This window comes from Thiomicrorhabdus marina (genome assembly GCF_017571465.1).
Taxonomy (GTDB): Bacteria; Pseudomonadota; Gammaproteobacteria; order Thiomicrospirales; family Thiomicrospiraceae; genus Thiomicrorhabdus; species Thiomicrorhabdus marina.
In genome coordinates, this window is record NZ_JAGETV010000035.1 from 1 (window position 1) to 20,765 (window position 20,765).

Annotated in this window: 24 protein-coding genes; 22 read left to right on the forward strand and 2 right to left on the reverse strand. The window is 43.7% G+C overall.

Annotated features, from left to right (window positions below; all coding sequences use genetic code 11):
- Positions 1–64: 64 nt before the first annotated feature.
- Positions 65–811, reverse strand: coding sequence for a DUF6538 domain-containing protein (locus J3998_RS12005; RefSeq protein WP_208150913.1), 747 nt, complete (start codon positions 809–811; stop codon positions 65–67).
- A 326-nt stretch (positions 812–1,137) separates the two neighbouring features.
- On the opposite strand from J3998_RS12005, the gene J3998_RS12010 reads away from it, so the two are divergent.
- From J3998_RS12010 to J3998_RS12100, 19 genes are all read left to right on the forward strand, one after another.
- Positions 1,138–2,403: a tyrosine-type recombinase/integrase gene (locus J3998_RS12010; RefSeq protein ID WP_208150914.1), complete on the forward strand. Its 1,266-nt coding sequence runs from the start codon at positions 1,138–1,140 to the stop codon at positions 2,401–2,403.
- 37 nt (positions 2,404–2,440) lie between these two features.
- Positions 2,441–2,740: a type II toxin-antitoxin system RelE/ParE family toxin gene (locus tag J3998_RS12015; RefSeq protein ID WP_208150915.1), complete on the forward strand. Its 300-nt coding sequence runs from the start codon at positions 2,441–2,443 to the stop codon at positions 2,738–2,740.
- A 2-nt stretch (positions 2,741–2,742) separates the two neighbouring features.
- The gene (locus tag J3998_RS12020) at positions 2,743–3,042 is read left to right on the forward strand and encodes an addiction module antidote protein (RefSeq protein ID WP_208150916.1); all 300 of its coding nucleotides are present in this window, start codon (positions 2,743–2,745) and stop codon (positions 3,040–3,042) included.
- 283 nt (positions 3,043–3,325) lie between these two features.
- The gene (locus J3998_RS12025; RefSeq protein ID WP_208150917.1) at positions 3,326–3,517 is read left to right on the forward strand and encodes a hypothetical protein; all 192 of its coding nucleotides are present in this window, start codon (positions 3,326–3,328) and stop codon (positions 3,515–3,517) included.
- Between the two features lie 100 nt (positions 3,518–3,617).
- Positions 3,618–4,841 (forward strand): hypothetical protein, encoded by a 1,224-nt coding sequence (locus J3998_RS12030; RefSeq protein WP_208150918.1) that lies wholly within the window; start codon positions 3,618–3,620, stop codon positions 4,839–4,841.
- 180 nt (positions 4,842–5,021) lie between these two features.
- Positions 5,022–5,225, forward strand: a complete 204-nt coding sequence (locus tag J3998_RS12035; protein ID WP_208150919.1) for a helix-turn-helix transcriptional regulator — start codon at positions 5,022–5,024, stop codon at positions 5,223–5,225.
- The gene (locus tag J3998_RS12040; protein WP_208150920.1) at positions 5,225–5,524 is read left to right on the forward strand and encodes a hypothetical protein; all 300 of its coding nucleotides are present in this window, start codon (positions 5,225–5,227) and stop codon (positions 5,522–5,524) included. The genes J3998_RS12035 and J3998_RS12040 overlap by 1 nt, the downstream gene beginning before the upstream one ends.
- Entirely contained in the window at positions 5,524–5,898 is a 375-nt protein-coding gene (locus tag J3998_RS12045; RefSeq protein WP_208150921.1) for a hypothetical protein, read from the forward strand. Before J3998_RS12040 ends, J3998_RS12045 begins: the two co-directional genes overlap by 1 nt.
- Positions 5,888–6,106 carry a hypothetical protein gene (locus J3998_RS12050; protein ID WP_208150922.1) on the forward strand — a complete coding sequence of 73 codons (219 nt, stop codon included), beginning with the start codon at positions 5,888–5,890 and terminating at the stop codon, positions 6,104–6,106. Before J3998_RS12045 ends, J3998_RS12050 begins: the two co-directional genes overlap by 11 nt.
- Positions 6,084–7,022, forward strand: coding sequence for a toprim domain-containing protein (locus J3998_RS12055; protein ID WP_208150923.1), 939 nt, complete (start codon positions 6,084–6,086; stop codon positions 7,020–7,022). The genes J3998_RS12050 and J3998_RS12055 overlap by 23 nt, the downstream gene beginning before the upstream one ends.
- A complete protein-coding gene (locus tag J3998_RS12060) occupies positions 7,022–8,269 on the forward strand; it encodes an AAA family ATPase (protein WP_208150924.1) in 1,248 nt (415 codons plus the stop codon). Before J3998_RS12055 ends, J3998_RS12060 begins: the two co-directional genes overlap by 1 nt.
- A gap of 204 nt (positions 8,270–8,473) precedes the next feature.
- Complete coding sequence (locus J3998_RS12065) at positions 8,474–8,983, forward strand: single stranded DNA-binding domain-containing protein (RefSeq protein ID WP_208150925.1); 510 nt, start codon at positions 8,474–8,476, stop codon at positions 8,981–8,983.
- A 9-nt stretch (positions 8,984–8,992) separates the two neighbouring features.
- The gene (locus J3998_RS12070; RefSeq protein WP_208150926.1) at positions 8,993–9,703 is read left to right on the forward strand and encodes a hypothetical protein; all 711 of its coding nucleotides are present in this window, start codon (positions 8,993–8,995) and stop codon (positions 9,701–9,703) included.
- Positions 9,703–10,224, forward strand: a complete 522-nt coding sequence (locus J3998_RS12075; protein WP_208150927.1) for a siphovirus Gp157 family protein — start codon at positions 9,703–9,705, stop codon at positions 10,222–10,224. The genes J3998_RS12070 and J3998_RS12075 overlap by 1 nt, the downstream gene beginning before the upstream one ends.
- Positions 10,224–10,589, forward strand: a complete 366-nt coding sequence (locus J3998_RS12080) for a RusA family crossover junction endodeoxyribonuclease (protein ID WP_208150928.1) — start codon at positions 10,224–10,226, stop codon at positions 10,587–10,589. Before J3998_RS12075 ends, J3998_RS12080 begins: the two co-directional genes overlap by 1 nt.
- Before the next feature lie 411 nt (positions 10,590–11,000).
- The gene (locus J3998_RS12085) at positions 11,001–11,501 is read left to right on the forward strand and encodes a terminase small subunit (RefSeq protein WP_208150929.1); all 501 of its coding nucleotides are present in this window, start codon (positions 11,001–11,003) and stop codon (positions 11,499–11,501) included.
- A complete protein-coding gene (locus J3998_RS12090; RefSeq protein WP_208150930.1) occupies positions 11,494–13,428 on the forward strand; it encodes a phage terminase large subunit family protein in 1,935 nt (644 codons plus the stop codon). The genes J3998_RS12085 and J3998_RS12090 overlap by 8 nt, the downstream gene beginning before the upstream one ends.
- Positions 13,429–13,484: 56 nt before the next feature.
- A complete protein-coding gene (locus J3998_RS12095; RefSeq protein WP_208150931.1) occupies positions 13,485–13,985 on the forward strand; it encodes a hypothetical protein in 501 nt (166 codons plus the stop codon).
- An 86-nt stretch (positions 13,986–14,071) separates the two neighbouring features.
- Positions 14,072–14,782: a DUF4145 domain-containing protein gene (locus J3998_RS12100; protein WP_208150932.1), complete on the forward strand. Its 711-nt coding sequence runs from the start codon at positions 14,072–14,074 to the stop codon at positions 14,780–14,782.
- Between the two features lie 423 nt (positions 14,783–15,205).
- Here the strand turns inward: J3998_RS12100 and J3998_RS12105 are convergent, their stop codons facing one another.
- Positions 15,206–18,151: a hybrid sensor histidine kinase/response regulator gene (locus J3998_RS12105; RefSeq protein ID WP_208150933.1), complete on the reverse strand. Its 2,946-nt coding sequence runs from the start codon at positions 18,149–18,151 to the stop codon at positions 15,206–15,208.
- Between the two features lie 556 nt (positions 18,152–18,707).
- Between J3998_RS12105 and J3998_RS12110 the strand changes: the two genes are divergently transcribed.
- From J3998_RS12110 to J3998_RS12120, 3 genes are all read left to right on the forward strand, one after another.
- Entirely contained in the window at positions 18,708–18,941 is a 234-nt protein-coding gene (locus J3998_RS12110) for a hypothetical protein (RefSeq protein WP_208150934.1), read from the forward strand.
- 277 nt (positions 18,942–19,218) lie between these two features.
- Complete coding sequence (locus tag J3998_RS12115) at positions 19,219–19,953, forward strand: biotin--[acetyl-CoA-carboxylase] ligase (protein WP_208150935.1); 735 nt, start codon at positions 19,219–19,221, stop codon at positions 19,951–19,953.
- A gap of 103 nt (positions 19,954–20,056) precedes the next feature.
- Entirely contained in the window at positions 20,057–20,449 is a 393-nt protein-coding gene (locus J3998_RS12120) for a hypothetical protein (RefSeq protein WP_208150936.1), read from the forward strand.
- Positions 20,450–20,765: the final 316 nt, after the last annotated feature.

A 20,765-nucleotide genomic window follows, 5' to 3' on the forward strand; every position in this document is an offset into this window, starting at 1 on the left:
TCACGAACGACCACATAAAGCCAACGGAGGTAAACCACCTTTGATGGCTGCTTAACTTCTACTTTTAACAGAGTTTAAAAATGGGATGATTACCACTGTAGTCGAGTGCAGTTGTGTAGATTGTAGAGAGGGCTGATACCTTATTTGCAACCGTCTTATCAGACATTCCTTTATCACGTTCACTTCTAACAAACTGTTGCACCATTGATTTCTTGATGTTGGTTAGCGGTAAGTCATCAACACCAAATAGCTCAAGAAAGGTTTTTGCATAAGTTTCAAAGCGGTTGATTCTGTTATCGGCAATCTTACCTGTTTTCTCTTGAATGGTTTTAACGAGCGATTCTCTCAAGGTTACACGTTGTTCAATCTCCCTGCCTTCTAAAAGATTGCGGTAATCAAGTAAAGCTACTATCTCTGGGTCGTTCTCTGCCTCTGAATCGTAGTCCACCTCATATCCGTGCTGACCTGCTGTGTAATTAGCATAGTCACTTAAAGCATCATTTAGTTTTTCATCAATGGAATACAGCAAATTTTCTTTCTTAGATTGCGGCGTAGCTAATGGATGCCCATACCTAGCAACCAATGAATCAAAGATATGTTGCCTATCGGAAATAGCATCGCCCTTCTTGATACGCTCCAATGTACCCAACTCCAAATCACGGAGTCGAATTGCTTCTGATAGAGAGTCCGTTTTTAATGATTTGATGATGTACGTTTTCCCTTTGAATAAGGGGTGGTCTTGCAGAGATTTAGGCACCCTCATTCTAAAAGAATAGGTGTTGTATGCTTTGACTAGGTACTTAGTTTTCATGGCTGCGTGCTACGGTTGTGATACGGTATTAGCATAGCAAAAGCCTAGTATATAGGCAAATAAAGGGGTTTATAACTTTCCTTTGGTAATTCGACTCCCCCCAGCTCCACCAAATTTCAATATCAACCCGTTGCATACGGGTTTTTTTATGCCCAAAAACAACGTATTCACGGGCTTTACAGGCATTCACCCTGTTTTTCCTCATTGCAAGGCATTGCATTAAATTGCATAATTATTGGGGGTAAACGTGGGGGCAAATCAAATTACCCCCATAGAACCCCGAAAATTTACCCCCACTTTTGCAATTACCCCCATGAGGTGAAGTCATGCCATTAACGGATACACAGATCAAAAAAGCCAAGTCTAACGGCAAAGTACAAAAGCTTAATGATGGTGATGGCTTGCGCTTGGAGATCAGCAAGGCTGGCACAAAGTCTTTTAAATATCGAATCCGTGCCAATGGCAAAGACACGAATATAACCCTTGGACTTTATCCCCCAATGACTCTTGCCGAAGCCAGAGCAAAACGCGATGAAGTAAAAGCAGCAGTTCGCCAAGGTATTGACCCGATTAAATGCAAAAGAGACGCAAAGCTAAAACAGTTAGCAGTCGAGCAAGCAGAACAGCAGCGCATTACTTTTAGCCAACTCTTTGAACAATGGCACGACCATAACGAAAGTGAATGGAATTATAAATACGCCACTGACATTAGAAACCGAATCACTCAGCATCTATTACCAGTGCTGGGAGATTTGTTTATTGATGAAATCACCCCTCAGCAGATTATATACGCCCTCAAGCAAATGGAAGCCAAAGGGCTTGGCGATTCAATCAAAAAGGTTAAACAGTACGCTAGCCGAATATTCCGCTATGGCGTTGGCCTTGGTTTATGTGCCGTTGACCCGGTACGAGATATCCCAGCTGCAGACATTTTCAAAAAGCCAAAGAAAGAAAACCTTAGCCACCTAACCAAGCCGCAAGACCTTTACCAGTTGCTTAATGCTATAGATGCCTACCTTGGAGATATTTCTACCGCTACCGCTTTGAAACTTGCGCCACACGTATTCCTTAGACCGAGTGAGTTAGCCGGTTTACGCTGGGATGAAGTGACCTTAACTAAAACAAAGATTGGTGATGCAACCTTAGAGCATGGTGCTGTACTAATCGAGTGGGAGCGTATGAAGATGAAACGCCCCCATGTGGTGCCGCTATCCAAACAGGCAAAGGAACTGCTACAGACCATGGAAGCCTTTAAAGACTCGAGCGCGTTTGTATTCCCTAGCCCTCGAAACCCTAACCGCCCTATCCACAGAGATAGCCTTGGCGCAGGGTTAAAGCGTATTGGCTTTAACGGCAAGCAGACGGCTCACGGCTTTAGACATACCGCTTCAACCCTACTTAACGAGCAAGGCTTTAACCGTGACCATATAGAGAAACAGTTAGCCCATGAAGCCGGCGACGTTCGCCATGATTACAACAAGGCTGAATATTTAAAACAGCGCGCCACAATGATGCAGGCATGGAGTGACTACCTAGACGGACTCAAAGCCGGTGCAGATGTAGTGCCAATTAACCACCATAAGAAAGGTTAAATTGCTAAAGTGTCGCTTACTTGTTACAATAATACTCATGAAATATAGAATCCTAACTACTGCAAAATTCGATAAATGGTTTAAGAGCCTTAAAGATAAAAAGACTCGCTTTAGATTAGAAGCACGTATTAACCAGGTGGCACGTGGCAATTTCGGAGACCATAAGCCGATTGATGCGAACGTTAATGAATTGCGCTTTTTCTTTGCAGGTGGGATTCGCATTTATTACACAATCCGAGGTAATGAAGTTGTTTTATTGCTCAATGGGGGCGACAAATCCACACAGAGCAAAGATATAGCGACGGCTAAGGACTTGTTTAAGCAACTAGGGGAATAATCATGGCACTGGAATTAAAAGAATTTGAATTTGCTCAAGGCGTGGAGACCAAAGAGGATGCTGCTTTATACCTATCTGCATTCCTTGAAGATGGCGGTACTCAATCGCTACTAGATGGATTGCGCCACCTGATCCAAGCCAAAGGCATGACCGAAACGGCAAGATTAAGCGGTATTAACAGACAACACCTTTACCGCTTACTAAATGGCGAAACACAGCCGAAATTTGAAACGCTTTATAAATTACTTCATGCACTAGGCTTCAAATTGTCAGTAGAAGTCGCAGAGCCGGTTAGCGCGTAACCAATAACAAGGGCTTTTACGTTATGAGTGCATGGAAAACGTTAGATTTTATTTACCACCTATTATGGCTTTTAGCTGGAATCGCTTTTTTCTACGTAATGCTTATGGATGCGAAATTTACAACAATCTTAAAAGCCTTGTTAATCGCACTGCCGCTTTATTTGCTAGCAGTCTGGTTTTGTAAAAGCTGGGGAACTAGCTGTAATCCGAATAAGAAACAACGCCATTGGCGCTGTATGGACAGGCATTGAAACACAGAGACAATTAACCAAGAGGACCAAGTATGGCAATCGTTACGCAAGAACAAATTAACAGCAAAGAAGTGACTCTTTTTTATTACGTCGGCTGCGATAGAGGAAACCTACTAGGCTGCCAGTTATCGCCTTATTTCAGTACAGAGCAGGAAGCCAGAGCATTTAAAGATAGCTATCAAGGCTCAGAAGAAGCCTTCCTTTGCCGAATGGAATCATTCTAAAACAGCATTGGCGCGGCCTAGAGCGGCCACTCGAAAAGGGATTATCCACCCCCTGACCGTGCCACCCTATTCATCGTGGATATTGCCCGGGAGGGTTATTGTGAGTTTTAGCGCACCTATTCCAGAGTATGCAAGCTTAGCCTATCTATTTAACCGCTGGGGCATAGAGCCGGACGAAGACTACCTATTTCAATTATCTGAAATAGATGGCCTAGACTTTTATTACAAGCACTTTAACGATGGTGAATTTGAATTGTATTCTGCAGATTTCAATGAACCGCCTTTAATCAAATATGAACTAGAACAATTACAAGGTACTACGCCAATAGACTTGGCTCGTATAGGTTTTACAGAACTTGTAATTGAGCGTGACTATCAATACTTCAAAACTGATGTAGGCTTTGCATGGGGGCGCGTTGAGATCACACCGTTTTTTAACGATGGCGAAAAAGTTTACGCTTTCTATGAAAATCAAGAAGATGAAGCCCTATTAGACCTTAAATACCCATACGCAAACTATAACGAAGTTTTTCTTTCCAGAGACTCAGTGATTAAACTCGAATCATCTAAAAGTTTAATCAAGCAGCCATCTACAAAAATATACATCACCGACCTGCTACAAAGATGGTTTACCAATGAACAGCTAAACCGCAAAGAAGGCACTGGAAGTGCCTTTGATTTACTGGAAGACTACGTTAATCGCCTTGGTCTAAAGCTGTACATTCATAACGATGAATTAGAACCGTACTGGGCATTTAAAGATGACCCATTCCAAAAGCAAAAGCCGTTTTTCCCAAGTGGTGAGTACTTAATTAAACATACTTACGGTCGCTTCTATGGTGGAGATCACTTTCATATCGACGTAACGACCGTTTGTTATTCGAAAGACGACTCTCAAGAGGAAATACTGGTATTAGGCAACAAGGGCAAGTACAGCAAGTCGATATACGCATATGCAGACGATATAAAAGAGTTTGAGCGAGAACATGGAATTATTCAAAGTAGCGCCGCCACAGTAGCGGATCTACAAGCTAGTCCATTAACGATTGAAGAACAGCCTAAAGAATCTAATATTGATGGACACAACGATGAAAAGAAAAACGTCGTTTCTAAACGCCAAAAGCATTTACTACCTTTATTTTTTGAGATGAAGAAAAATGAGGTTACAACAAAGAGTAAGAGTGATTACGCAAAGGCAATTAACAGTAAGTTACCTTTTGATATGCAAGTAAAAGACGAAAGGACCATCCGAAACGACCTTAATAAATTACTCGAAAAAGACTGGCACAGATCACCAAACCCTCGAAAAATCCAACAAATTTAAGAAAGTTGGAAACACACGACAAGCCCCGTTCTTACGGGGTTTTTTATTGCTTGGAAAAATTAAAAAACACATTTCTGGAAAAATTCCGAGTTTAGTTTTACCTAAATCTAGCTATTAGTATTTTGAAAAAGCTTGCAACGCAAACGAAGAAGCTTAAACAAGTTCAAAAAGGTAATAGGTATGACTACGAATACACCGCAAAAACTGAGAATCAAAAGCGTTTTAGAACGCTACAACCTCAAAGCACCATCAACCATCTACCGATGGATTAAATCAGAAGGCTTTCCGCCCCCAATCAAGTTAAGCCCTAGCTGTTCTGTATGGGACTTGGAAAAAATTGAAGCGTGGGAAGAGTCTCGCCCACAAATGCAGGGGGCGCACTGATGGATAAAACAGTATGCCTACTCATCGCACAGCAGGATTTTTCCAGTAAATCTACAGAAGAACTCAAACTGCTTTCCAAAACGGCAGACAGCGACCTTACAGGCCGTTTAATTGCCATTCAAACCCTAGGCAAGTTATTTGGCTCAGCCGTGCAGCAAAGTGATTTCGGTGCATTTAGCGACGTTGGCGATTTGGAACTTTTCGGAATCCTGCTTTCGGACCTTGGAGAAGAAGCCCAAACGCTTAAAGAGTTAAAAGATAAGACTGATTACTACCTTCAAAACGGAGGTGCCAAGTAATGGACCTTAACACTTTCCTACACGCTAAACGCGACCTAGACCACAGTGCAATGGTAAAGACTCTCGAGTCTGGCAAAGCACTACCAAGCGAAACAGTGGACCAACTAAGAACACTCGAAAACTTATCACGATACGACCTTGAAAGCCGGATAACAAACACCGGACTAATGGCTAAGTTTATCCGCATGGCAGTGCGCAATGGTGATGACGATATGACCGAGGAAGTCACCAGTAGCGACATGGAGAATTTCGGCTACTGGCTAGAAAACGAAATGCAGCAGGTTGAAACCATGCTGGGCGAAAACAGCTATGCAGTGCGCTATCTACGTGAGAACGAGTTAAACCGTGCCAGAGAGGTAAAGCATGATGTTTGAACACTCCCCAAGCCTATACCAAACGAACGGAAATAGCGCACAGCTTGCAAGTGAACTTAATCACCAAGAATCAGAATTCATTGCCCTTAATTATGCTGAATGGCGTGCTCAAGGCATTACTAACCGAGCCATTGCTAAAAATTACATGGTGACAATGAAGCACCTTAAAAAGCATATGAAACAGCATGGCGTTAAATGGATTGCATAAGGTGGTAGCGATGGATTTACAGCATTACATGATTTCATGCGGGTTTGACATACCGCCTAGCCATGTACCGGTTAATCAGCACACTCGATTCCCCGGCATTGGCAAAAAGAAAGGTAATACCGCTGGATGGGCCATTCAATCCGAAACCGGTTTAGTGACCTTTGGCTGCTATGCCAGTAACGCTCAATTTACCTGGGTGCCAGAACACAGCAAGCCGATGACACCACAGCAGAAAACGGATCTGCACAAACGTATTGCAGATGAACGCGCCAAAGCAGACCAAGAGCGGTTAGAGAATCAGATCAGAGCGTCCAACGAGGTAAACCAAATCTGGCAAACCCAAACCGAGGACCTTTTGATTAGTCACAGCTACCTACTGCACAAGCATAGCAGTATTCACGGAATCCGCGTGGTGAATGATGGCAAATATCGAACTGCCTTGATGATTCCCATTATTGGCACTCAACCGCCATTCGTGGGAGTGATGCAATCGGCTCAGTTCATCTTTCCAGACGGGCAAAAGTGGTTTTATCCAAGCGGTAAAAAATCCGCTGGCTATTGGGAAATACAGTGGATTGGTGGCGCGCCTATTGTTATTGCAGAGGGTTACGCAACCGGCAGCACATTAGCCAAGCATTACACACCGGATTGCAGTGTATTGATTGCCTTTGATGCAGGCAATTTGTTAGCGGTGGCGAAAGCATTCCGTGAAGCGAATCCAGATATCCAAATCATTATTGCCGGGGACAACGACCACATGACTGAGAAGAAAGCCGGATTTAATCCAGGCAAAGAAAAAGCCATTCAAGCGGCACAGGCCGTAAATGGCTCAGTGTCTATTCCAGAGTTTGCAGATGGCGAAATCGGTAGCGACTGGAACGACCGTTATCTATTGGATTTGAAGCGAGGTGGTTAATGGATAACCCTCAAGAAAATACTGTAACACAATTCAAAAAGGCCACCAAGCAGCCGCCCACAAGTGAGGAAGGTGCGAGAAGCCTGCCTGCCATTGTCTGCACGGATATCGACAAGACACCCGACCCAAGACGGTTTATTTACGAGCGTCTTTATATCCGCGGCAATGTGACCGGCACAGCGGCAACCGGCGGCACCGGGAAAACGTCTATTGTTGATGTGGAAACAATCGGCATGGCACTTGGGCGCAACCTTTTGGCGAATGAGCAGTTACGAGCTGGACAGTTAAAAGTATTGGTACTAAGCCTAGAAGACCCACAGGACGAATATCAACGCCGTACCAATGCGATTAAGCGCTGCTATATGCTCAAGCCGGAGGAAGTCGAGTTAATCCAGCAGAACCTATTCCAGCTATTTGACCGGAACGGCAGTTTTAAGCTGCTCTACCGCAATGAATACGGTCTGTTTGTTAGCCAAGAAGTCTTTGAATATTTGGACGGGTTCATTAAGCAAAAGGCTATTGATGTGGTGGTGATTGACCCACTGATCTCATTCCACCAAGCAGATGAAAACAACAATATCGAGATGCAGCAGGTATTAGGTGCACTTAGAGAGTTGGCAGACCGTAACAACATTTCAATTCACTACCTGCACCACAACCGCAAAGGGGGCGATTCAGGCGCGGATTCAATGCGCGGTGCCGTGGCGTTACGTGATGGCTCTCGAGCATTGCGGATGCTGGCACGAATGACCGAAGCCGAAGCGCAAGAACTCAACATTCCATCCGATGAAGCCGGTTTTTACATTGCCATGATTAACGGTAAATCGAACTTTGCACCGGCTACCAATCAAAAGCGGTGGTTCAAGATGGAAGGTATCAATCTGGATAACGAAACCGAGGATTACTTAGCCGATGTGGTCGGAGTCGCTACCCCTTGGACACCGCCAAGCCTATTCGATGGATTTACCACCGAGCAGATCAAAGCGGTATGGAACGGCATTAAACACTTGGATGAAGACGAAAGACGATTCGATGTACGTGCTAAGAACTGGGTAGGCCACTTTATCGCTGAAAAGCTTGGCATTGATGTACAGAGCAATAAGCCGCGTATTCGCCAAATGATTCATTCATGGATGGATTCTGGAGTATTGCTTAAAGGTTCGTATCACGATTCTAGACAAGCTAAGGATTTTGCAACGGTGTTTTTCAATGAAGACCACGACTTAACCGAGTACCAGCACAGTTAAACCGCCTAACTTCCTAAGTTGCTTATTCATATACATAGGAAGTGAAGCACAAACACCGTCAAACCTACCTACATATATTGGGGGAAATACATTCCCCAATATGTAAGTAGAAGGGTTTAAACACCTACCTCCTAAGTTATATATCTATATAGGGAAAAATAACTTAGGAGGTCAATTATTTGACACTGAATTTAAGGAAAGAAAATGGCATTTTTAACCACCAAATTGACCCTGGCAAAAGAGCCGAAACCAATCCAAACCAGAACCGGAACGCCAATGGCTACCGCGTTTGGATTTGCTAAGTTAGGAAACGATTCCCCGGACTTGCCGCTGGCAGTTACCGCCTTTGGAAATGTAGCTGAATCACTACTGCAACATGACAAAGGACAAGTGATACAGGTCAGCGGTGATTTGAAGATCCACACCTACATGAACAGAGAGCAGCAGGAAGTCGAGCAGCTGCAAATTACCGTGGATATGTTAGCCAGTGCTAAGCAAACCAAACCGGCCCGACGTGGTGACTCTCAGCGCCAAGGCAATCAGAACCATCAACAAGGCTATGGACAACCACAGCCGATGCAATCGCCCCCGGCTAATCAACCAAACCAATATCAAAACGATATGGGCTTTCAACAGCGACCGAATAAACCGGCTCCACAAATGGGCCAACCAATGGGCGCGAACCAGTTCGCAGACGATGACATTAATTTCTAAGGTGATGTGATGAATCAGCAACAGACACAACAAACAAGCCACATGGCTATATGGGACAAAGTTTGCAAGACCGACCCAATGCACACGCGCCAAGTGAATCAGCGCGGTGGTTACACAGCCATTGACCCGACCTATCAAACCATGCAGGCAACAAAGCAGTTCGGGCCGTATGGCTCTACTTGGGGCTTGCGCTCAATCGAATACGACTATGCGCTTATGGATAAGGGAACCGGCTTGGTTTTGATTCATGCGGAATTCTTTTATCCGGGCGGCAGCTTCCCGATCAGCAACGCAATCAACCCGACCATGGGCAAGAGTGGCGTACCGGATGCGGACTTTGCCAAGAAGGTAGAAACCAACACAATCAGCAAAGCACTCTCTCGACTTGGCTTTAATGCCGATGTTTACCTAGGGCAGTTCGAAGATCAGCAGTACATCGAGCACCGAACGCAAGAATCACAGATTGAAAAAGCGATTGACCAAGACGCGGAACGACTCAACCAAACACAGGCGTTTGAATCGGAGATTAAAGAACTGATTACCCGAATTGAACAAGCGCCAACGATGGGCGAACTGCAAGGGCTTTATATCTTGGCTATCCGCAAACTTAAACCAAAGCCGGACACCATCAATAAGCCGTGGACCATTAAGGCAACTAAAGCTAAAGACAGCCGCAAAGCAGAGCTCGAAGCACAGCAACAAGAACAGGAGACAGCGTAATGACTGCACTATATGAAATGACCGCCGAACTGGTAGAACTGAATAACCTAATGGACTCTTTCGAAGATACGGACACCGGGGGCGATGATGGCAGCATGGCACTGGCTATCCGCGACACGCTAGAAGGAATGGAGATGGCATTCAATGATAAGGCCGTGGCAATCGTTAAGTTTGCTCAAGCCCTTGAAGGTGATACCACTGCCATTGATGCAGAGATCAAGCGACTGCAAGAGCGCAAGAAGCGAATCAATAACCGACGTGAACAGCTTCGAGATTACTTGCGCCACAACATGGAAGCAGCCGGCCACAAGAAGATTGAGTGCCCACTGTTTACGATCACCTTGGCAAAAGGCCGAGACCAAGTGCAGATTGCCGATGAAGCAGCACTGCCGGATGAATACGTGCGAGTGAAGACCGAGATTAAACCGGATAAGGTCGCAATTGGTAAAGCCCTCAAAGACGGTGCAACCGTACCAGGTGCCGAACTGGTGACAGGTCCTACTAGCTTGCGAGTGAAGTAATGCAGCAGAGTTATGAAATGCAACTGCCGTGGGTGCCAAGTGTAAACACCTACTACCGACGTGCAGGCAATCACATTCATCTAAGCAAGCAAGGCAGAGCATTCAAGACCAATGTAGCCAAACAGCTAAAGGAATTGAACCTGCATGATGAAGGTATCGAGCACCGGCTAAGGGTTCGCGTGGAACTCTACCCGCCGAACCGCCGTAAGTTCGATATCGACAACCGGATTAAGCCGCTACTGGATGCACTGCAACATGGTGGACTGATTGCCGATGATGAACAGGTGGACCGCTTAACAGTGGTTCGCAAGCCGATTGACCCGGACAAGAAAGGCTATTGCCTAGTGTGGATTGATTGCCCTTAACTGCTTATCCCTCAAGATACAAAACACACTTGGGGGAGAACAAACTAACTTGCTACTAATCACCTGAAAGTTAGTAGTTAGACGATTGAACAGCTGATTATTTCATGTAACAGCAATCAAAAAGACCAAGCCAAGGAAGGCGAAATTCAAAAGTATTGAGATGTTAATTTGTGGTGCCAAAACTGGCTAAGTTGGCATGAATTTTAAAGACAGGAAGCGTGCCAATACCACCGAAAATAAACAACCAAAAAGCAATCTCAATACTTCGCAATTTGCCCCGCTTTGGCAGTGCAAAAGGTAGAGGGTCCTTACTGTATATTTTGCACTTACGGGTGATTAGATGCCCGAGATTTCGCTATTTATGGGAATTCGTAACAGAAATCAAATTTCACTCAAAAGGAGAGTTTGAATATGGCTACTGTAAAAGAAGTGGCTGAACACTTGGGATTGACCGAAAGGCGCGTAAAGCAGATGCGCCAAGAAGGCATTATTCCAACAGGGAAGCGTGGAGCAGGTGCTGATTTAGATGCCTGCCGGATGGCGTACTTCAACTATTTACGTGTCAGTAAAGAGAGCACCGCCACGGTAGATGATGACCAAATCGACATTGAGACCAAACGCGAAAACTTGCGTTTGACCAAAGCCCGAGCCGATGCGCAAGAACTCAAGAACCTTGTCGAAAAACAGCAGCTTTTGCCGGTGGAAATCATGCAGGAGTCACTCGCTAAGGTTGCAGCGCAAATATCCTCAATACTGGATACGCTACCGAGCAAGATTAAACGTGCTCAGCCAAGCCTAACCAATTCAGAAATGGACCTAATCAAAGGCGAAATAATCCGAGCGCAAAACCTAGCCGCTCAAAGTGGTGAAGCACTGGAAACCTACCTCATGGAGTTGGCAGACAATGGATAAACTCGAAGCCGTTACCGTACGCAGAACCTTAGCCGCGATTGAATCCGGTCTGGGGGTGATGAAAAAGCCGATACCGCAAACCGTGACCGAGTGGGCAAACGAGAATTTCTACCTTTCCAGCGAATCCAGTTACACGGAAGGCCGTTGGGAAACCATGCCCTTTCAAGTGGCGATATTAAACGCAATGGGAAACGATGATATTCAAGTGGTGGACTTCATCAAGTCAGCGCGTGTCGGTTACACCAAGATGCTGTTAGCGGCACAGGGGTATTTTGTCGAGCACAAAAAGCGCAATCAAATGTTATTCCAGCCAACCGACCAAGCCGCCACGGAATTTATGAAAGAGCACTTCGAGCCGATGATTCGAGACGTGCCGGCCATTCGAGCACTCGCCCCCTGGTATGGTGTTAAACATCGAGACAGCACCAAAGACCGTAAGCTATTCAGCAATCAAAAGCAGGTCCGCGTCAAAGGCGGTGCCAGTGCCAAGAACTACCGAGAGAAATCCGTGGATGTGGTGATCTTCGATGAATTGAGCGGTTTTGATTCCAATATCGAGCACGAAGGTAGCCCGACCACATTAGGAGACAAGCGAACGGAAGGCTCAGTTTTCCGTAAGTCGATACGTGGCAGCACGCCAAAGGTGAAAGATGAATGCCTGATCTCATTGGAAGCGGACAACGCTCAGCACTATTTCCGTCGCTTTGTACCGTGCCCAGAGTGCGGCGAACTGCAAACGCTCAAATTTGGCGGCAAAGAAACCAATTACGGCTTGAAGTGGGAACCGAGCGAACCAGAAAGCGTTTTTTATTGTTGCGAACACTGCCAGAGCATTATCGAGAATAACGACCTATCCGCAATGGATGCAGCAGGCCAATGGCAATCCGAGCAAGGCTTAACCACACTGGACGGTATCAGCTTCACCCATACCGACACAGGCGAACCGGCAGCTCCCCCTAGACACGTTGCTTTTCATATCTGGACCATTTACAGCCCTTGGACTACTTGGGCGCAAATCGTGCAGGATTGGGAAACTGCTCAAGGAGATAGCGACAAGCTAAAGACCTTTATCAATGTCACCCTAGGGGAAGCGTGGGAGCAAGAGACAGGCGAACACACCGAGCCGGACATTCTAATGAGCCGCCTTGAAGATTACGAAATCGAAGACCTCGAAGACGTGGCACTGGTGGCAGGCGTGGATACTCAAGACAACCGACTGGAAGCAAGCGTGTACGCATTCAATGAAACGGAAGAAGCGTGGGCAATCGAGCACTTTATCTTTCCGGGCGATACGTCACAGCTTGAAGTATTCCAAGAAATGGCAGATACCTTATCGAGCATGGGGGTGCAGTTTGCTTGCATTGACTCGGGTGGCCACTCTACCGACACAGTTTATAAATTCAGTCGCGGCAAACGTTGGATTTTTCCGATTAAAGGGATTTCCGGGAACCGTGAACTGGTAGAAGACAAAGGCAAACGCCGCCAACGGTTAAGAACACGAACCAAGAAAGGCGTATCACCTGAACCGTTGGGCGTGGATACTGGTAAAAGCCTATTGGCCTCACGACTGGCTAAGACCGAACCGGGTGCCGGTTATATTCACTTTCGGCATGACCCATCTATGGACGATGAATTTTTTGCACAGCTAACCAGTGAAGTGTTGGTAAAAGAGCGCAAAGGCGGCAGAATCACAAGCCGGTGGAAGCAGATCAGAGAGCGTAACGAAACACTAGATTGTTTTATCTATGCGTTGGCTGCTTTCCGCATGGCGGCACAAGATGGCAAGGTCCGTTACATCGCCAAGGATCAGCAGGCAGGAGAACGACAACCGATGGCAGCAGGCGCCAACCGCCGCCGAAGAAGTCGCAGGGTAACAGGTGGCAGCAGTAGCTTGATGAATATTGCAGACAGACTAGCGGGAGATTAACTTTACCCAGTCGGTGGTTATAATGGTTGCAGTCTTATCTAGTTGGATTTGTAACCATGAACGCCGGCACCGCCTTTTCTCGAAAAACTGAATCTGTTCTTAATCGTGTTAATCCGTCAGCGGTACACGTGGAAAAGAACGTAAACGGCACACGCCAAAACAGCCAACTAAGCAAACACCAGTTAGGCGGTTATTTTGCCAATATGGATAGAGCCGCTTATCTATTGCTTATGATTTGGAACCAGACGGCACAAGCCAAAGACCTGCAAGAGTTCAAACACCACCTGATTATTGATGTAATCGTCCCCTTGGAATGGTTCAATGAAGTGCACTACATCAATAAGCCTAAATTCAGAACTGCAGTAAATGCCTTAATCGACATTGCACTGACACATATCACCAAGGCCAAACGCCTAACCAAAATCAAACAATCTGAAATGACCGGAATCAGCCAGACTACCTACCGTACAAAATGGGAACCGAGATTAATCGAACTCGAAACCTATCTGCACCAACTGCTTAACCAAGCAGGCCAACAAGTCCATAGAAATATTTAAAGCAATAAAATCGACTCGTTTTTTAATACAAGCGATTTGATAAACTGCCCTATCAAACAATAGCGGAATTTAAAGGAAGCACTTAAATGGCAATACTTAATGACCTTGGAAACATCACTGCTTTTTGCCCTGGGTGCAATGGCTCCAAAAGCACGTTTGAATACATGCACCAAGGAAGCCCACTTGGTCACACGATAAAATCGATTCACAACCTTGGTCCAGGTGGTGATAGGATCATTCAATTCAGATTATTTCGTTGTGCAGGTTGTGGAACTGGAGGATTAGGCGCTATTCATGTACCTAGCGGCAGCTCTCAATACCCTCAACAACATATGCAATTACTAAACTTTTCTCCAGAATCAATGGACATGCTCTCTTTACCTAGGGATGTGCCAGAAGGACTGGTAAGCGAATTTAGAGAGGGTGAAAAATGTATGGCAAACGGGACAATTAGAGCCGCTGCAGGTATGTTTCGATCAGTACTCGATAAAACCTTGCGAGCAAATGGTTATAAAACAAAAGGTAAGAATTTAGCAGACCAGATTGATTTAGCCGCTGATGATGGAGTAATAACCAAAGCCCGCCAGAAAAAGGCTCACAATGAAATCAGGGTATTAGGTAATGATGTACTCCATGATGAATGGCATGAAATACCAGAGGATGACGTACTGGCTGCAAGACACTACACACAAAGAATTCTCGAAGACTTCTACGATGACCGTGATTCAGTTTTAGAGCTACTCAGAGAAGCTGGCAGAATTCCTGACGAAGATAAGCAGGACAATCGCACTGATTAATAAATCATCTTCCCCACAGTATGTGGGAATTACCACTTTTCCCACAGTAGTAGATTATGGGGGGAGATTGATTTTTAAAACTGACTGGTGAAACAAGTCATTCCCACATTAGCGGAATCACTTCCAGACAGTAGTTCAATTCCGATACACTCCATCGAAACACGATCGCCCTACTCCATTAAAATCATTCAGAGTTAATTGCAGTTTGTTGCAAGGTGGCGCAAGATTATTGGGGGTAAATATGGGGGTAAAAATAAATAAAAACCACACAAACCCCACTAAAAGGCTCTACCGGACTTTCCCCAGCTCCACCAATATTCAATCCTAAGCAATTGACCTGAAATGCTTAGGGTTTTTCATTTAATTACCCTTAATTAAACTCATACCAGCAACAAAATGCCTGCATTGGTATTAGCTCGACAACTACGCTTTAGGTCTTAAATGTTCAATGCTCGCAATGGCATTCATCGCCTTGTGTAGTTCACTATCAAACTGTTCTAGTAGATTATTTATGGCGAATAAATCTTCACCGTTTTCAACGACAATCTCGAATTCTTTGCTCGCTTGCGCCAAGCCCTCAGCCCCTAAAGTTGCCGCAAGTCCTTTGATCGTATGAAGATAGCGCACCGCCTCTTCATTTAGCTGGGCAGAAGAGCCAATCATTTCTCTCAATAATTGTGAAGCCAAATGATATTCATCCCAAAATGCGAATAACATTTTGCAATAGAATTGTTCATTCTCTCCCATTCGAACCAATGCACTTTTAGTATCAAAGCTGGGCAAGTCCATTAAACTGAAATTGGATTGTTCATCGGAACAACATGGTATTTGCACTTTTGACGAAGCCGGTGCGATATTTTGTGGAGCGTATTTACTCAACACTCGATACAACTGATCGGCATCAATCGGCTTAGTTGTATAATCATTCATGCCTGCTTCAATACACTCTTCACGCACGCCAACAATTGCATTAGCTGTCATCGCAATAATCGGAAGATTTCTAAGTTCATCCTGTTCTCGAATCGCCCGTGTTGCAGTAACGCCATCCATTACTGGCATCTGCATATCCATGAGAATACAGTCAATATTTGATGATGCGCTCGATTGTTGCAGAAAATCCAAGCATTCCTGGCCGTTATCAACAATAAATACAGTCATTCCAACTTTCTCTAACAAAACGCTGGCAAGCTCTTGATTAATTTTATTGTCTTCCACAAGTAATACGCGCATACCATTAAGATTAAAGCCATTATCCATGCCCGTCGGGAGGCTATTATTTCGTAACAACCCTCGACTTTCATAATCGGCAAACACATTACTGACACAATCAAATAAACTACTTGGCTGGAAAGGTTTTGCCAAAAAACCATCAATAAACTGATCGTCATGAGATAGATTGCGCCGCATCTCCGTAGCGCCAAAAGAAGAAACCAAAATAACCCGTGGCGTCCGGTCTGCTCTGCGATGTTTATCAATAAATCGGGCCAGGTCAATACCATCCATATCTGGCATTTTCCAATCTAGAATGACTAGATCTTGTTTTATATCCGCCTGCGGATTGAGTAAAGTTAAAGCATCAAATCCACTTTCAGCCGTTGTGACTTGAAAACCAAAAGAGGCTAAGTAGTGCTCCATAATTCGTAATGATTCCGAATTATCATCAACAACAAGTACACGTAACTGTTGCAAGGATTCCGGCGCAAGCAATTTAGACGGATTTTTAGTATTTTCGACTTCTACGCGAACCGTAAAACTGAATTTTGAACCGACACCCGGCTCACTGACAACATCAAACTCTCCATTCATCATGTGTACAAGACTTTGACTAATACTCAAACCTAACCCCGTACCACCATATCGGCGAGTTGTCGAAGTTTCGGCCTGCGAAAAAGGCTGAAAAAGCTTGTTAAGTTGTTCTGAATTCATTCCTATGCCCGTATCAGATACGGTAAAACAAAGTGTCGCTTCTTGGCCAGATACATCAAGCTTCTCAACCGAAACATGCACGCCCCCTTTATCAGTAAACTTAACCGCATTACCAACAAGATTAACTAATACTTGATTAAGCCGTAACGGATCGCCGATAAGATGAGGCGGTACATCAAGCGCTACTTCCATTGACAAATTAATTCCTTTTTCTTCGGCACGAATGGCCGTCATGGTAACTAACTGATCAAGCACTTGATTGAGTTCAAAAGGAATCACTTCCATCGACAACTTACCTGCCTCGATTTTTGAAAAATCGAGGATGTCATTAATAATACCTAGCAATGAATTCGAAGCAGCATTCACCTTTTCCAAGTAGTCGCGTTTATGGGGATCAGTCTCAGCATCAAGACATATTTTAGAAAAGCCGATGATCGCATTCATCGGCGTGCGAATTTCATGAGACATATTAGCGAGGAAGTCACTTTTCGACACATTGGCCATTTCAGCGACTTCCCGCGCCTTTTTTAACTCATAATCACGATTATGGCTGATCAAAGCCAACGCTAGTATATTAGCGGCGACACTGACCTGTTTTAATTCAAAATCAGAAGGGGATTTATTGGTGCGATAATACAGTGCTAAAGTAGCGAAAACTTTTCCACTTTCATCTTTAGCCGGGACTGACCAACAGGCTTTTACGCCTTCTTCAGCTGTCGCTTCAGTAAAAGCCGCCCAATATGGATGGTTCTCAATATCATCTACAATGGTTGGGCGTCCAGTCGCGGCGGCTGTTCCACAAGAGCCAATTCCCTCACCATATGCAATACCGTCAATCAGAGCACAATAACGCTCAGATAAATTAGGCGCTGCCCCGTGTCTTAAACATTGTTCTTCATGATCGACCAACAAAATTGAGCAAATTGCACCAGGAGCAAGATCTTCCATCAAATAAACAATCTGATGGAAAATATGATGTAAATCATCACCTTTAGCGATTGATTCAAGTACCTTTCTGCTCGCCGTTAGATTCCTTTCCTCACGATAATCCTCAGTCATATCACGAATGACTACAACATAAACTGTTCCATTAGAATCCGTCAATTCAGTAATCGATAATTGTATTGGAAATTCATAACCATCTTTGTGGATACCAATGACTTCGCGAACTTGGTTGAATGGTTCCGATTTACTCAATACACAATCTAATAAATCTTTCGAACTCGGGATTAGTCGTTCTAGGGCAGAACCTGCCAACTCTGCCGCAGAATAGCCAAATGTTTCGACAATGACATTATTAACCATTGCAATCATGCCATCAGGCTGAAGTTTTAACACTCCTTCACTCAAGCTATTAAGAAGCCCTTGGAGGAAAATACTATCCGATGACAAAGAAAGTTCTTGGTTAAAAGCGGCTGGCTTTGACAACTTTTGTGATTCCATGATGCTATAGAATTCCTGCAATTTCTAACAACACTACCGAAGAAAACCAACCTACCCAACAACAAGCTAAATCAGTTTGGACACACCCTTTCAAACATTAAAATTTAATTGGCAGTAATGTGACTAGATGGAGTTAATATTATTTACAATAATAACCAAGCATTAGTTGCTAAACAACTCTTTAAAACATGGTGCTTTTACAAAACTAAAATCCAAAAAAACCTTAAATATCTCTGCTTGTTTTTTATGCAATCAAACCATTGATAAACATAGCTTATGTCTCTAAAAATAAGAAGTGTACGGCACTGCCTAGCGAATTTTTAGTACAAATCTACACATTAATTTCGCTTTGCTTCACTTTTGAACCAATCCGACAATTCGTAAAAAATCTAATAAAACCAAGTAACTAACCAACGACATTAAAAAAATTTACTATTCATTTACGCTCTAAAAAAACATAACCTATAAAGCATTAAACATTTTTACTTGTACTTTCAGGCATAGGCACTACCGTCTTACTTTAATAAATCTGCGCTATTCGTCCAAGGAGTTCCCTATGACCCCTCTAAAAAACGATAAAAACAAGAAAAACTTACTTAAACTTTTGTTATTGGTGACAACTTTGGCATGGATTATGGCTTTAAGCTCCCCTGTAGAATCCTTTATTCAAAATTATCGACTTGGATTAGTAAACCAGACTGAATTTATGGCCTTCTTAGCCATTACCTCGATTGTCGCAGCTCTTAATGCACTTTTATTACGTGTAGTCTATATTGTGTTTGATTTATAAATTAGGCGGGGAAAAGCTCTGGATGGTTAGATTAAACATTTAACAGGCTGCACTTGAAGCACTCCTTCGCCGTCTGGGTACTCTTTTCTATTTCTAGCAGTGTTTTTATACTTGTCAAGGCTATGCTTATCAAACACTGCCTAGAATTTATCTCTTCAAATGCCTCGCTGAAGTCAATGGGGACTTATTCTGCGTTTCCCTAAACATTTCTTCAAGTTAAGATATTGTTGTTTACAATAAACCTCTATTTCAAGCCTTACATAGTAGGATCTATCCCTTGAATTCCGATTGGCAATTAATAAAATTAAAGAGCGTCGATTCCACTAACCGTTTTTTGAAAGATTTTATTTCCGAAACACGAGCAAGGAATCCAGTTGTTTGCATTACCGAACAACAAACGGCAGGATATGGTCAACAAAATCGTCGGTGGCAAACTAATGCTGATTCAGCAATTTTTTCTATTGCTTATCCCCTATCGAAAAAGATGCCTATTCCCGGACTGTTCAGTCTGCAAGTAGCCTCTTTACTACACAAATCACTTACCAACTTAACCTCAGACGCTCTTTATTTAAAATGGCCTAACGACCTATACAATTCTGAAGGCAAGGTTGCCGGAATACTGATTGAACAAGTTATCGATTTTGATTACCAAGCATTAATTATCGGCATAGGAATTAACCGGTCACCCGATCAATTAACTGCCAGCGCAAGTAATGTCAGTAACTTTTGCATAGAACAATTAATAGAACACTTTTTACAGCAGTTCAAACACGACGGATTCTTACACTTTTCCCCTTTCGCATTACTTGAATACTGGAATAAACACGACTTATTTACCATTGAAGAATCTGTTCACCTAATTACCAAAGAAGACCTTAATACGCGCGAATCAGGAGAATACCTAGGAATCAACCCAAACGGCCAAGCGTTAATTCGGATAAACGGTAAAATCACACCTTTATCGTCAGGACAAAGCTCCATCCGCAAAGTCTCATTATCCGTAACTCAATGAAATTACAAATAAAAATTTTATGTAAGCGTCTTGAACTTTTACCTTTCCTATTGACAACAACCCTATTAAGATGAAGAGCCCTGTAAGACTGAAAGGAACGAAAATGACTGATTATGAAGATAATAAAGTGCGTTCTTTCTCGCCATTACTGCTGATTATCGCGATAATTTTCCATATTCAGATCGGTATTCAAGTGATTGAAGCAGACTTTGCAAGCTTTGCCTTTCTAGCATTGCTGACGATTTTACTCGCAGGACTGTTCCAGTCATTTTCGATCATTCGTTCGACTTCGCTAAAAAAGGTTCTTTTTGTATTTGTTATTGCCTGTTGCTCTCCACTCAGTATTTATCTGCTAGGCACAGACAATCCACTATTATTTGCTCAATCCATAGAATATAGTTTTATCTATTTGCTTTTTTCAGGGCTGATTATTTTTCACCCTACAAATGTGATTCATAACCGTACAAGTAAAGTGGTTAGCTTCCCTTCATCCTAGGAAAATGCAGAATAAAGCCCCTGTGGGCGAGGATTTCTGGGCTCTACAGCCGAATTATTAGTTTGAAGAATAACTTCGTTGTTATCGCTCTCAACCACCGCAAAGGCTATGCTTATTAGCCTCTGCCTAGAGTTTATCTCCTCAAACTCCTCGCTGAGGTCAATGGGAACTTATTCTGCGTTTCCCTAGAATTCAACCCTTGCTTGCCTGATTTCTAAAACAAAATGTATGGTCCGCCTCGTTATTGCAAGTGTAAAATAAGATTTAACGAGTTGGAATTGCGCTAATGTATTCGGAGTCTACATTGAGCGGTATT

What these genes read in the sequence shown, in the direction of transcription:
- J3998_RS12085 (WP_208150929.1), top strand. Translation starts at nt 11,001, where the DNA reads ATGGCTACTGTAAAAGAAGTGGCTGAACACTTGGGATTGACCGAAAGG.
- J3998_RS12040 (WP_208150920.1), top strand. Translation starts at nt 5,225, where the DNA reads ATGGATAAAACAGTATGCCTACTCATCGCACAGCAGGATTTTTCCAGT.
- J3998_RS12020 (WP_208150916.1), top strand. Translation starts at nt 2,743, where the DNA reads ATGGCACTGGAATTAAAAGAATTTGAATTTGCTCAAGGCGTGGAGACC.
- J3998_RS12105 (WP_208150933.1), bottom strand. Translation starts at nt 18,151, where the DNA reads ATGGAATCACAAAAGTTGTCAAAGCCAGCCGCTTTTAACCAAGAACTT.
- J3998_RS12025 (WP_208150917.1), top strand. Translation starts at nt 3,326, where the DNA reads ATGGCAATCGTTACGCAAGAACAAATTAACAGCAAAGAAGTGACTCTT.
- J3998_RS12095 (WP_208150931.1), top strand. Translation starts at nt 13,485, where the DNA reads ATGAACGCCGGCACCGCCTTTTCTCGAAAAACTGAATCTGTTCTTAAT.
- J3998_RS12075 (WP_208150927.1), top strand. Translation starts at nt 9,703, where the DNA reads ATGACTGCACTATATGAAATGACCGCCGAACTGGTAGAACTGAATAAC.
- J3998_RS12110 (WP_208150934.1), top strand. Translation starts at nt 18,708, where the DNA reads ATGACCCCTCTAAAAAACGATAAAAACAAGAAAAACTTACTTAAACTT.
- J3998_RS12100 (WP_208150932.1), top strand. Translation starts at nt 14,072, where the DNA reads ATGGCAATACTTAATGACCTTGGAAACATCACTGCTTTTTGCCCTGGG.
- J3998_RS12045 (WP_208150921.1), top strand. Translation starts at nt 5,524, where the DNA reads ATGGACCTTAACACTTTCCTACACGCTAAACGCGACCTAGACCACAGT.
- J3998_RS12120 (WP_208150936.1), top strand. Translation starts at nt 20,057, where the DNA reads ATGACTGATTATGAAGATAATAAAGTGCGTTCTTTCTCGCCATTACTG.
- J3998_RS12010 (WP_208150914.1), top strand. Translation starts at nt 1,138, where the DNA reads ATGCCATTAACGGATACACAGATCAAAAAAGCCAAGTCTAACGGCAAA.
- J3998_RS12065 (WP_208150925.1), top strand. Translation starts at nt 8,474, where the DNA reads ATGGCATTTTTAACCACCAAATTGACCCTGGCAAAAGAGCCGAAACCA.
- J3998_RS12080 (WP_208150928.1), top strand. Translation starts at nt 10,224, where the DNA reads ATGCAGCAGAGTTATGAAATGCAACTGCCGTGGGTGCCAAGTGTAAAC.
- J3998_RS12060 (WP_208150924.1), top strand. Translation starts at nt 7,022, where the DNA reads ATGGATAACCCTCAAGAAAATACTGTAACACAATTCAAAAAGGCCACC.
- J3998_RS12070 (WP_208150926.1), top strand. Translation starts at nt 8,993, where the DNA reads ATGAATCAGCAACAGACACAACAAACAAGCCACATGGCTATATGGGAC.
- J3998_RS12005 (WP_208150913.1), bottom strand. Translation starts at nt 811, where the DNA reads ATGAAAACTAAGTACCTAGTCAAAGCATACAACACCTATTCTTTTAGA.
- J3998_RS12015 (WP_208150915.1), top strand. Translation starts at nt 2,441, where the DNA reads ATGAAATATAGAATCCTAACTACTGCAAAATTCGATAAATGGTTTAAG.
- J3998_RS12055 (WP_208150923.1), top strand. Translation starts at nt 6,084, where the DNA reads ATGGCGTTAAATGGATTGCATAAGGTGGTAGCGATGGATTTACAGCAT.
- J3998_RS12050 (WP_208150922.1), top strand. Translation starts at nt 5,888, where the DNA reads ATGATGTTTGAACACTCCCCAAGCCTATACCAAACGAACGGAAATAGC.
- J3998_RS12035 (WP_208150919.1), top strand. Translation starts at nt 5,022, where the DNA reads ATGACTACGAATACACCGCAAAAACTGAGAATCAAAAGCGTTTTAGAA.
- J3998_RS12090 (WP_208150930.1), top strand. Translation starts at nt 11,494, where the DNA reads ATGGATAAACTCGAAGCCGTTACCGTACGCAGAACCTTAGCCGCGATT.